Annotated in this window: 8 protein-coding genes; all 8 read right to left on the bottom strand. The window is 33.4% G+C overall.

Features of this window, described 5'->3' with window-relative positions:
• Positions 1–6: 6 nt before the first annotated feature.
• The 8 genes from LT090_RS05630 to LT090_RS05595 all read right to left on the bottom strand — a co-directional run bounded on the left by LT090_RS05630 (position 7) and on the right by LT090_RS05595 (position 12,948).
• The gene (locus tag LT090_RS05630) at positions 7–756 is read right to left on the bottom strand and encodes a hypothetical protein (RefSeq protein WP_068546533.1); all 750 of its coding nucleotides are present in this window, start codon (positions 754–756) and stop codon (positions 7–9) included.
• Entirely contained in the window at positions 749–3,844 is a 3,096-nt protein-coding gene (gene dpdH / locus LT090_RS05625) for a protein DpdH (RefSeq protein ID WP_070795901.1), read from the bottom strand. Before dpdH ends, LT090_RS05630 begins: the two co-directional genes overlap by 8 nt.
• Positions 3,844–4,776, bottom strand: a complete 933-nt coding sequence (dpdG, locus tag LT090_RS05620) for a protein DpdG (protein WP_068546530.1) — start codon at positions 4,774–4,776, stop codon at positions 3,844–3,846. The genes dpdH and dpdG overlap by 1 nt, the downstream gene beginning before the upstream one ends.
• Positions 4,776–7,331, bottom strand: a complete 2,556-nt coding sequence (gene dpdF, locus LT090_RS05615) for a protein DpdF (protein ID WP_068546528.1) — start codon at positions 7,329–7,331, stop codon at positions 4,776–4,778. The genes dpdG and dpdF overlap by 1 nt, the downstream gene beginning before the upstream one ends.
• Before the next feature lie 2 nt (positions 7,332–7,333).
• The gene (gene dpdE / locus LT090_RS05610; RefSeq protein WP_068546526.1) at positions 7,334–10,342 is read right to left on the bottom strand and encodes a protein DpdE; all 3,009 of its coding nucleotides are present in this window, start codon (positions 10,340–10,342) and stop codon (positions 7,334–7,336) included.
• A gap of 191 nt (positions 10,343–10,533) precedes the next feature.
• Positions 10,534–11,202 carry a 7-carboxy-7-deazaguanine synthase QueE gene (queE, locus tag LT090_RS05605; protein WP_068546614.1) on the bottom strand — a complete coding sequence of 223 codons (669 nt, stop codon included), beginning with the start codon at positions 11,200–11,202 and terminating at the stop codon, positions 10,534–10,536.
• A 40-nt stretch (positions 11,203–11,242) separates the two neighbouring features.
• The gene (locus LT090_RS05600; RefSeq protein WP_068546524.1) at positions 11,243–12,346 is read right to left on the bottom strand and encodes an HNH endonuclease domain-containing protein; all 1,104 of its coding nucleotides are present in this window, start codon (positions 12,344–12,346) and stop codon (positions 11,243–11,245) included.
• Positions 12,346–12,948 carry a class I SAM-dependent methyltransferase gene (locus LT090_RS05595; RefSeq protein WP_068546523.1) on the bottom strand — a complete coding sequence of 201 codons (603 nt, stop codon included), beginning with the start codon at positions 12,946–12,948 and terminating at the stop codon, positions 12,346–12,348. The genes LT090_RS05600 and LT090_RS05595 overlap by 1 nt, the downstream gene beginning before the upstream one ends.
• Between the last annotated feature and the right edge of the window lie 6 nt (positions 12,949–12,954).

The raw sequence follows: 12,954 nt of genomic DNA, 5'->3' as shown, positions 1-12,954 counted from the left end.
TATCCCTTACTTGCGTTTTACTACAAAATTATCTATTTCATTGTTTTCTTCTAACCAAGAGATAACCTCTGGAGTTAGATAACGAAGGGGGGCAACAGCATTATTGAATCCTCGACTCAGTTCATTAAATAGCTTTTGAACACCTTCAGGTAAGTCGAACTCCATATTGTTATATAATGAATTTAAATTTGTAGCTAAAGCCTTGACCTCTTTAATTGTAACTTTACTTTCAGGTAATGCATCGGAAAGAATATTAAACTGATTTCGATCTTTAACAAAGTCACTATAAATAGCAGATAAATGTGGGATATTTTTTTGTGTATCTAGCATGACATCAGATACCTCAAATGAATTTTTAAGTTCTGAAACCCAAGATGTCCAAAGAAGTTTATGTTTGTTAGATATTGAGTTAATTACTGAATCTAATAAAGCTAAAGTTGTTGTTAGGGTATTATTTGTATCTTGTCTCAATTTATAATCTAGTTCATTCCAAGTTGATATTAAGTTTTGAAAACTAAGATTGATATTGTTTAATTCTACCTCTTCCTCCTCCGTGAAATTTAATATATCAAATTCTTCAGAATTAGAAAAAAGCACATCATTATGTAAATTTACTTTGCACAACTTACCTTGTACAGATAATAATTTATTTGAAATAACATCATATTCACTTAAAGCAATTTGATGTTCGCTCCCATCAATGGTCTGCTGCAATTCAGTGTCTAAAGCAGTTATTTGATCTAAAAACTTAGGCATCAGAACTCTCCTTTCCTGACATTTTTTGAACCTTTTCATGAATATCAATGAAAAGGCCATTTAATTTTTGTTTTGCCTCTTCTCTTGCAGAACCACCACTTTGAATATTAATATTTTTTAACCTTTGTAAATTTGTAGTGTTCACAGTATTCCAAGAAACGAGAATCTCTTTTACATCTTCAGCATCATTTCTAACAAATTTATTTAAAGCATTAATCACATTATTTACTTCAAATGGCGAAAACATCACCATCGCAGATTTAACCGAATACCAGTGCTCCCCTTCTAATACTTTATTTATAAGGTTAACCATTTGTCTAGCAGTCAAGTTTTCTTCCAAGCCTCGATATTGTCCGTTCGCAGACATTTTTTGTATTGTGTCTATTAACTGCTTTAATGCATCTTCAAACAACTCTTTGGTATCGGTATCATCTAATATTTTAAATGATGAATAATCTGAGGATAAACTTTTCTGAACTTTATTTATATCTCTGGCATAAGGGTTAGTATCAACCTTCAAGCCTTTTAATGATTTAAGAACTAAATCGCCTTCAAGCGCGTGATGGTTAATTGAAACTAAATCGAGCCAGTCTTTTTGGGTTTCATCCCAATCGTATAAGACACGTCTGCGAGTTTCATCCCACAAATCTATGCCAGTATCTACAAAAGAAGATTTCAAACTTTCTTTAGATTGACAGAAATAGGCGAGTTTTTTTAGAGTGTTAAAATCCTTTGAACTCGGATTTAACCCCATTACCAATGCGTAATGCTTGGTTAAGTTTACTTTTAATGTTTCACGTAGTTTATTTGTAATTTGAGATATTGCGTTAGGAACCCATTCACTAGCAAAGTTTTGATAGATACAATAATGTTCATAACCGCCTTCATAGTCCCAACTTTGTCTATTATTATGATTAAAACACATCACAGCAATCAAAAAAGCCCGATATTTCAAGGAGTCATTTTTAAACTCTTCTTCACTACCAAATGATAAAACTGTGCCTATTGGGTCATTTTTGTTATATGGAATTTTAATTAATACACGAGAACCTGCTTTTAAACTTGGAAAAGAAGATGATTTTAAATTTTGCCATTTTAAAAAGTTTGTTTTATTTGCAATTATTAAATTAAGTAATGTTTTTCTTAGAATGTTCGCTGCATCTTGAGGAATATCTCCACTCTCAAACCAAGTATCAACTTTGTTTACTATTTCGGCTACTATATTTTCAGGTTCTGTTCCAGATTCTGTTCCAGATTCTGTTCCAGATTCTGTTCCAGATTCTGTTCCAGATTCTGTTCCAGATTCTGCTCCAGATTCTGCTCCAGATTCTGTTCTAGATTCTGTTCTAGATTCTGTTCCATTTTCGTAAGTTCGTTCAGTTGACTCCAATAAATCAGCAAACTCATCTAGCGAAAACTCTCTTGCTATATCAGAAGAAAGAATCCCTGCTAACTCTGATATTTTTTGAGCACCGTATCCCCATATAGCAGCGAGAGTATATGCACGCTGTAGAATGCTTCTATCTAAATTAAGATAAGAAGCAATTGTAGTATTAAGTTTAAATTCATCTAACCCTTCAGGTGGAAATATTTCATTTTCATATTTAAAACGAAATTGTTTTAAAATAGGTTTGAGAACGCTTTGAATAATTGATCTAGGATTATAAAAAAATTCTTTGGTTTTTCTATTCTTACAATGCTTATTTACCAATGCTTTAATTGCATACTTATTATAGGGAAATAACGGGTAGCCATTTGTTGATTTACCAAAAGCAGATACTCGCTCGACAGCTTCAATATCTTCACTTTGAAATATTGGTACATTGGTTTTATATAACAGACCGGCTTCCATCATCTCTTTCAGTTTGCTAGAACCTAACCTAGCTGCGTTTAAATATTTACCACAGAAATTTTCAATTCTTTCATATAAAATATTTTCATTATTTATCGTGTTTACTATTTCCCATTCAAACTCGGCTCTATGCCATAAAGAATTTCGATGCCCTAAATAACTAGCATAATTTGAAGTCACAGCTATGGCTGAATGTAAAGAACAACAACCTTCTAAGGGGCCTTCAGATAAAACCTCCACCATTTCTTCTTCTATAGCGGATATTAATGAAAAGTCCTCCACTAAAACAACTAGTGTTTTTCCGTTTAGATGCTTTCTTATTTCTCGGAATAACTCAGAAAAATTTCCGCCATGTAAATTAAAAAAGTGTTGAAAAACTTGATTACAAGCATCGCTTATAACTGTATTGAAAACATCTACGGCAGATTGTCTGGAGTTAATGTCGGTATTAAACTTCTGATTAATAATATAATTCTTGGCTTTAGCTCCTAAATCACCTAACTCAGTGCTAAAGTCTAAATCTGAAACTTTTAGTTCATAATCATTATTAGTCCTTTCTTCATCATTAGCTCCCGAGGTAAGTCTTTGTGCTAATTGATAAATAAAGCCTGTTTTTTCTAGTAGAGGACCGTGAAAATTCTGGTCTGCCAACAGTGCAGGTAAAGCATTTTTATTTGCATGTTGTTGAATTATTTTATAGCGATTAACTTCTTCTGGTGTAGGTGTTTTGCCAGCAGGAGCAAAAGGCTTTTCTTGTAATTCTTCTAAACGTTGTCTCAAAAAAACATTTAAATGATCAGCAACATCTTTTGTACTTAATTGTTGACCTACCTCTTTAATTTTTCTTCTTGCTGTGTCAAAAACATCACCATCTAAGCCGTCAAGTAAAATAGTTAAGACGTCTCTTAAGCTCGCTCCCTTTGGAATACGTCTTACAATCCAATCCCTAGTATCAGGATCGTTTCTTAAACGTATATCCATCAACCTGATTAAATGAGATTTACCAGAACCAGCCTCTCCAATAATAGGAACTGTATAATCTATAGATTTAATATGTTTAAGAAGTTCATTTTCTGCGTTAACTTCATATTTCTCTATATTTTCAGTCTTATATTGCTGCGTCACGAGTGACATAGGTTCGTGAACAGCCATAATTATATGATCAGGTAGTTTTTCAGCTTCAATATTAATGCAATTTTCAATTTCACTCAGACTCGGCCAATACTCATGTAACATTATACTGCTCCTGGCATATATCTAATTTCACTAACCGATGGTTTATTGTGAAGTGAAGAGAAACTCATTATGTTTTTATCATCTGATTTTGAAGGAGGAAAGTTAATAATCTTCAATGCCTGCAATCTACATAAAGCATGACTTAATGAACGAGAAAATTTAGAACTTTCAATTTTCATACTTGGACCTTTCGACATTATTTTTTCGACTTCTATTCTATAATAACCTTCATCTAAAACAGGTATCAAAGACGCTAATTTAATAATAAAGTCCTTAATAGGTAAAGTCCTAGTATTAGCAAATATTAACGGTAATACTGGTAATATAGCCCTAGTGGGATCAGCTATATATTGACTTGTTTTATCTTGAACCTCTACAAAGCCCAAAAAATGAGCAAATTCTAAAAAGTAAGACTTTTCGGAGTCATTTAATCTATATTCCTGAAAATAACTTCCTAAATAGTTATCTAAGGAATCACTAGAAATAATTTCAGAACCTTTACTCCAAAGAGGTGGCGCAAATATTGGAGTTGATAAAACAAATGCTAACGTTCTATAAATGGGAGCTATTTTATTATTCTTATTATTTAAAAAATCTGTGTCGTATATGCACTCAGAATCTGTAACTCTAAAAAGCTTTCTATATACATCATTTGCAATAGTTGAGATATCAGGTTCAGTTTCATATTTTTCTAACAGATAGTATTTCCCATCATTATCTACATCCCACAACTGTCTAGTGTCATTATTCCAAAAATTTAAGTTTCCTTTAAACCGTTTTATTTGATCATGTGCACGAAAAATACTTTCAGGACGACATACTTCATATAATTCGTCTTGGTTAAATTTATTTGGATTACGATACAGAACTCGATAAATTAAACATAGTAAATTTATCTGACTTTCAGGACTCGCGTTATTAATAAGTGCCATTAGCTAATACTCGATAAAAAATTATTTAAACTGATTGCGTGAGGGTCAGATAACCACCATTCCCTATTAGGATTAATTGGCGTTGTTAATTCTTGTTTTGCCAAAATTAACTTAAGTGCTTGATCATGCTCAACAGAAAAATCAGGGAATTGGGAGAAATCATTAGGTACAATTACTAGTTCAGGCCAGTAATCGTGTCTATTTACACCATAAAGGTTAGGGTTTTCATATAGTGGTTCAAATGCCCAGAACTGACTAAAACCTCTTGGTAGATAGGATTGAATAGCCTCAACATGGTTAAAATCAGTACGGATTATATTTATTTGCTTGTTTTCCAATAAAGACGATACCCATGATATAGAAGCTCGAATCAGCGATTTTACAGGATCTCTTCGACCATTATTTTCTGTAACGGGATAATAAACCCCTTGAAGCGATGTATTCAAGTTTAATCCAGGACGCCATTCAACAAGTTTCTTAAGACCATAAATTTGTGCAAGCCGCCCAAGTACAGGAAAAAATATAGTCACATTTTCTCGTTTGGCACAACTTGGACAACCACCACAGATTGGCTCTGGTAATATTTGATGTATGGTATAAAAAGCACTCAAGACTGAAGAGAAGCACTCTAAATCACTATTTTTTATCCATTGCTTTAAAACAGAAAAATTTTTACTTTGGTGTTGTTTTTCTTTTATTCTCTGTGGACCGACTTTCTCATCCCAAGTACTTCTATCGAGATGGTTATCATCTAAAGGGACAATTGTTACTTCATTATAATATGTTGAGTAATAAGCAGAAGTATTTACTTGATGCTCTTTTTCATTTAAGTTAGGCTCCCATTGAGGTGGGGTTGGTTCGATAAACTCAATATTGATTAAGCCAGACCTTTGCATTAGTAATAAAGTACGCCAATTCCATTCTTGATTACTAATACTCTGATAATTTAGTCCTTTATGAATAGTGGTAAGATCAACAATTCTTTTACCGTTAAGTGTCTCCTTTCCATGCTCCCAAAGATCAATCCATTTTTCTAAGCCCAAACCTACAGTTATTAATTTAATATTATTGAGTCTTTTGGCAGTATCGAAATCCTTCTCTTGATAGATCAAAAGTGACTGACTTGCATTACCATCGCGCCCAGAACGCCCGACCTCTTGATAAAATCGGTCTATATTTTCAGGTAATGCTACATGTACAATACTTCGTACATCATCTTTATCCATGCCGACACCAAATGCCGAAGTAGCAACAACGATATCTGATTCATTATTCTTCCAACGCTCTAGAATTTTTTCGCGTTCTTGGTTATCTGTTGCACCGGTAAATAATTCAACTCGCCCCAAACCTTTACTCAGTATAAAATCATAAACGGACTGGGCATCTTGACGTGTTACGGAATATACAACCATTGGTTTGGGTAATTCAGATATAGCCTGCCAAATTGAATTTTGATGCTCTTCAAATGAATTTACTTTATGTACCTTATATTGAATTTCAGGTCTTAAGAAGCTGCCATGTATTTCAATTATATCTTTACCTGGTACAGCAAATAATTCAGTTAATACTTCAATCGAATTTTGAGTAAAAGTTGCTGACATTAAAGTACATTTTATGCCTGATTTCGACTTATCTCTTAAAGCATGCACAAGCGCAGAAAATATTTGAAAGTCTGGCCTGAAGGATACGCCCCATTGCTCAACTATATGTGCTTCATCGATCACTATATTAGCCAAAAGATTATTATTAGCTGCGTAGAATAATGTAGGTAGTAAAGAACGGCATGCGGATTCAGGTGAAGTAACAAGTACTTTTTGCTCACCATTTCTTATTTTATTTTTTATATCCTCATGCTGTTGACCAGTCTGTTGTCCATGCCAAAAATAACTACCTCCATGATCAACATTCATTGTTTTAAACAACTCTCTAACTCGTTTACCTTGTTCAATAGCTAGACCAGTTGTAGGAACAATAATCAGTGTTAATTCATTATCTTCTGAATACGCCGCCAATGAATGTGCAATTAAGGTTTTCCCTACTCCGGTAGGTAAATTAATAATTAAAGTATTATTTCGTTCAGTCAACAATGCAGTTCGCACTGACATTTTTTGAGCTTCGCCTTTGTAGTGTGTGAAATCAAGGTTATTTAATTTGGCAATTAAAGAAGGATCCATAGGATAACCCTGAACATTTCTTCTTTTTTGCATTTTATATAATGGTTTTACTTCATCTAGGTTAAATAAAGAAGTTATATTATCTGTTAAAGATATATTTTCCCTGAAAGCATCAAGACTAAGTCCCAATGAGTCTATTTCAACGTCAGTTACTTCCAAACAAATAGGTAAGCTAACTTCTAGAATAGGGCAAGCACATAATGCATCTTTGTAAGCTAACAACTTGTCTATCTTAGTAGCATTTTCGGACAAAAGTACTACTATCAATCGCTTATAATAAAGATTAGTTAAATCTAAATTTGAATCTAAATTTGAATCTAAATTTGAATTTGATTCAAAAAGAGTGGCATGTAAATAATGCCATTCGGTTATGTCATTCATTGTTATTTTCCATATAAAATCACGACACTCATGGACAAACATTCAAAACTTAACGAGTCATTTTCTAGATAATTACTTTTTAAATTTGTTGCGCTATTTTCATATACTTTATTAACAGTATCTGCCCAACTTTCTTCAGGGAAGTGTTCTTCAATAAATGACCATCGTTCAGATCTCAAATTTACATCCTTATACATTGCAGACTTGGTTTCACCATGCGATTCATATGGTTTTTCAAGTAAGTTAATAATATTAGGATTGTCAATTTCAGTACCTGATGAGAAGTACCACTGTGTATCTATTTTAGGAGGAAAAACTTCATCAAATTTTTTCTGATTTGTACTTGTGGTTTTTGATTCTTGGTGGGTAACTAACCATTCTAGCTTGAACCCTGCGACCGGTTGCGGCAGTTTAGTATTTTGGAGTATTCGGATACGAGCACTACAAATTCCACGGCGGTCATTTAATAACGTTTTATAAATGGCTTCTATGAAAGGCTGACCATACCTAAATGGGTATATCTTCTGTCCTTGAGAACAAATTGTTCTATCAAAACTCATTAATTCAGTCATTGGACTCTTGTATGTACTATTCTCAAAATCCAAACCAAAAATACAATCAGAAATAAAAGTATTAATATCCATCAATGTATTCTTCGTATATATATACTTGAACGTTCCTAAAATCTCACCAGGTAATTTTTTAAAGTGCAAACAATCTTTAATCCAAATACTCATAAGTAAAGCGTCACTCTCAGCCTCATCATCGGATGTAATTAATGAATCGGTAAATATTGATACTGCCTCAATATCTGCCTCCATACTATTTAACTGCTCTTGTATTATTACTTTTTGCCTTTCTTGGTAAACTTGGCCGTTTACTCCACCTAATAGTTCAGATAAGTTAGATAAAACATTAACTCCTTGTACAATCAAATTAGACATAGCCTCATTTATAAACTCTTCTAATACATATTGTAAACTCGCAACTGAATTATTAAAAATACCAACATCTCTATTTAGTAAATCAAACCAAGCTTTGCTAAATGATTCACAATTAGGAAGTAGCACGATACTCTTAACCGGATACGCTTTAATATCCGCACTATAACGATTAACCCTACCAAGTCTCTGCTCAATACGAGAAAACGATAAAGGTAAACTGTAGTGTAAAACTGATTTACGACCACCATGCAGATTAAGCCCATCTTCCCCTTGCTTATCACAAACTAATACTTTTATATTTGGAGACGAACAAAATTTTGGCTTACTGTCTACCTGATGTAACTCAACTTGATTACCAAACTCATTTTTTAAAGTTTGATATACATGCATGGAAACTTTATTTTCGCCACAAAAAACGATAAGTTGGTTATTATCATTTTCATTAATGCATGACTTTATTACCTCAATCAATTTAGAGTCTTTTTGTTGCTGCTCTTGAGTTGAAAATTCAATTAACGATTCCAACACATCAACTTCAAAAGGCATCATTTCGCCTTGCTCTAATAATATCTTCGCCCTATTACCTATTAGCATTGGACTTGTTAAAGCATCTTCTAACCAACTGTAATAGTTATCTTGGGTAATAGCTTGTGTAGGTTGACCTGACTCTAAGTACTCATTTCTATAGCCATCTAAATATTGTTCTATTGATATAGATTGTTTATCTATAGACCATACTTCTCTAGTCACACCATCGAGTCCAGGAAAAAGAAAAGCTACACTTGGGTCTTCTCGGCGGTTTCTCAATAATCTTTGATGCAATCGATAGTTTTCCCCTAAATATTGTCGTAAAACCTTGATAGCTGTTGTTCTGGTTTCACTAGAACTATTGCTTGACCAATCAACAAGTGGTCGAGTTTCATCAAGTAGTTGATTTAATTTTTCATCAAAGGGAAACATTTCGGCAATTAAATTCAGATTATCTGTTAATGTGAAATTATCATTTGAATCATTTAACGACTGATATATTCCACCTAAACGTTCTCTCTCTTCTATTTTAGTTTTAAAAGATTGTAATCCACTGTCGGTTAATTCGTATGATTCAGGAGAAAGAAGATGAAGCATAGACAAAAAATTATTTTCATTACCGGTTAAAGGGGTACCAGAGAGTAATAAGCATGTTTCACTATTCTTTGCGGCGTCGGCAATTTGGTCATACTTATATTTTTCTGTTAGCTTATCAGACCAAGCCAAAGGAGATATAAGGTGGGCCTCATCTATAACTAATACTGTAGGAGTGTTGTCTAGTAAAACTTTACTAATATTACTATGTGAACATATGAAGACAGTATCATCATAAAGAGCATCAAGAAAAAATCGTTCTTCAAGTTCATTCTTCCATTGTTCGACGAGGGGGTCTGGTACTGAAATAATAACTACTGAATCTGGATTATCAATGATTAATTCTCGGATAATCATTCCCGCTTCTATGGTTTTCCCCAGACCAACTTCATCAGCTAACAAATATTTTTTATTATCATCTTGAAGTACCCTACGAACAATAGCCAATTGATGCGCTTCCAATTCGACACTTGTACTTAATAGCGAAGACAGTGATCTGCAAGCGCTTCGTTGCTTTATATAAGAAGACATAAATTGTGAACGCGGTTCACTATAGCGAGGAGAATCTGTCGTTCTTGAAGCCAAAAAAGCTTTAACATCAATATTATCTTTATTGGCAATATTTAAAATGTATATTTCTGAAATATCTAAACTTTCTTGCTCTCCTGAACGATATATAACCAAGTGAAAGTCATCTGGCCGACTACCACCATATCGAGCCCTTTGCCATTTAGATGATTGACTATTTTTACAATAGATTACTGCTTCGTCATGTAATTGCGTTAGATTGAGTTCACTAATTAGACAAGTTTGAATCCGAGAATTTGGTGATAAAGGAGATTCAAAAAATGAGATTTCTGCAAATCCAGTTTCTTCATTTATTAATACAACTTTGCCAATACCGGAAAAGCACTTTGAACGAACCAAGACACCTATGCTTACCATCTTTAATATTCCTTTGAATGAACAACTATTTTAGAAAAAAATAGAGATGCTACCTTAATAGAAATCTTTTGGTTATTTTGTATACTTTTGTAACACAAAAACATTAGCTAACTCCCTGTAAACTATTTTATAAAAGGTTGTACATCTACACTATATTAAACAACTAAAATTAACAATTCGATTAGTAAAAATTATTCTATTCCAATATATTTATGTACCTGCACTGATAATCTCCAATTATTCGCTATACATGATTTTATCGCTAAGGCGGTAGCCCTTTCTTTTTGGCTTATAGGTTGGATATATACTTGTTTATTAACAATATCATGCTCACCCAGCAGTCTTTTTAAATCATCGATGTGCTGCTCCGTTGCCACAGGGAATTTGATCTCATTTGCCCTTAAAACTGCGGATTTAAGGACTTTGAAACCGCCTTTCATATTGATTTTAGGCGATACCGTTACCCAGCAATTATCAGTAACTTTAACTTCAAAAGTACCTGATGTTTCTACTTGGCAACTATATCCATTATTTTCTAATTCACTACATAGTGGGCTTAAATCATACATGCATGGTTCTCCCCCGGTAATTACTACGTGTTTGGCTTGATAACCTTTAGCTAGGAATACAGACATAAGTTGTTCAATAGTGAAATTTCCCCACCTATCATCTTCAGTCTTTTTGGCTAAAATATTTTCTTTATCAGATTCTTGAATGGGTAATATGTCCCAAGTATGTTTAGTATCACACCAAGAACACCCTACGGGGCAACCTTGCATTCGAATAAATATTGAAGGCTGACCTGTAAAAGTCCCTTCGCCTTGAAGTGTTTCGAATATTTCGTTAATTTTATAGTTCATCATTTTCCAATTCTAAGTATGATTAAAATTCTATGCTAATTTAGAATTCTATTATTTTCTCTTTCCAGCCATAATCAAAACCACTATGTTTTGCTATCCAATGCTGGTTTTCAACAACTTTAGCCAACTCTGCTGCAAATCTATTTGGGTTTGCAAGTTCGCTGTCATTACTTAATTCTAAGTCCGTTAAATACGGTTGGGCATAGCTGTTCCATTTTTGGTTTTCCATAATGCTCTTATTATACTTAAGTGCATCATATTGAATTTCAAGAAATTTATCTAAATAAGTTTTTAAACAGGGTAAGCTATTTGATTTACTGCTATTTGAAGATCTTGATACCGGTACCAAATTCCAAAGCCTGTCGTGACATACAAAAGACCAAGGCAAAAAGTGATCTAAGCTAGTCTTAATTTCAATCAATGGTTCGCCTGTATAAATACAACGAGCGTCTTGATTTGCCGTAAAATATGAGTTCCAAAAAGTTAACTGCGAATTCAAACTACTTCTAGAACCTGGTGGTTCAAGTTTAAGCATGATAGATGGCACTGCAGGGTTGTTTTTTTGTAAGTATGTCGCCCACTCAATCTTTATATAATTGAACAATAGGCTGTAATGCTGTTTTATATAATTGAACCACTGTGGGTGTATTTCAATTGCGTTGATGGATTTATCAATTTTATAAAGCGGTATTAACGAGTCAAATTCATTTATCGCTAATTCATAGATGATGTTATTTTTTGAAGATTCTTTTTGGCCCCGCAATTGTTGGCTAAAAAATGGCGACAACAAGCGATATTGAACAAACTGAGATAATTTATTTCTAACTTGCTTTACATCAACTGATTCAACAATTTCTTGCCTTAGTTTATCTCTAAATCCCAAACTAGTTAGTGAAATTTTCTTCTTATACTTGAAGTTTTGGCTTAGAAACAAATTACCTATTTGGTCTTGTTTGCCAAACGATAATTTAAAAAATTGGTTTGGATACCAAGCTGTTACTAGCATGTCAATGATCAAATCATCTAGTGATAATAATCGCTCGTCGGTGGCGTTAACTCTATCAATTATTGCATTCAAAAACAGAAACTTATACGAGGTAGAAGTATCTTTCAATAATAGTTGAAAATAGTTACTTAGATTCATTATTTATTCATCTCTTTAGATAACATAACAGTTTCCCAAGTAACATCATTACGATTTAGTTTATCAACGGCATCAGATAATTGTGTCAAAGATAAACTATAGCTTATGGCCTGCTCTTTAATCTTATCAATGCTTATTGGATGAGATGTTCTACCATCATTGAAAGTTCCAATTCTCAAAGTAATAATGATCAACCCATTATCTTTTAAAAGTTTGGCTAGCGTTTTTAACGATTGTTCCTGCTCGCTTTCTGTCAAGTGCATCCATACAGCACTGACTAAAATCAGATCATATCTTTGTTTTAACTTTTGGGTTTTATGGAGAATGGGTAAAGAATCACTTAACCAATTAATGTTTGTGTTCGTGAATGTTTGTTTCGCTAAACTTAACAGCTCACTGGCAGGCTCTACAGCAGTTACCTTTAACCCACGACTTGCAATAAAATCAGCATCTCTACCGGCGCCAGCACCAATGTCTAATACATGGCCAGTTTTAGGTAATAAATGCATCCAAGTTTGGTGAACTGACTCTGCGGCTACTGAGGTATATTGTTCAAGTAACTGCTTTGCTTGTTTGTTATAGAAATTGATGTTGTTATTCAAAGCTAA

This window comes from Thalassotalea crassostreae (assembly GCF_001831495.1).
Taxonomy (GTDB): domain Bacteria; phylum Pseudomonadota; class Gammaproteobacteria; order Enterobacterales; family Alteromonadaceae; genus Thalassotalea_A; species Thalassotalea_A crassostreae.
Note: the sequence above shows the minus strand (reverse complement) of the source record. Positions and strands in the feature narration are given on the sequence as shown.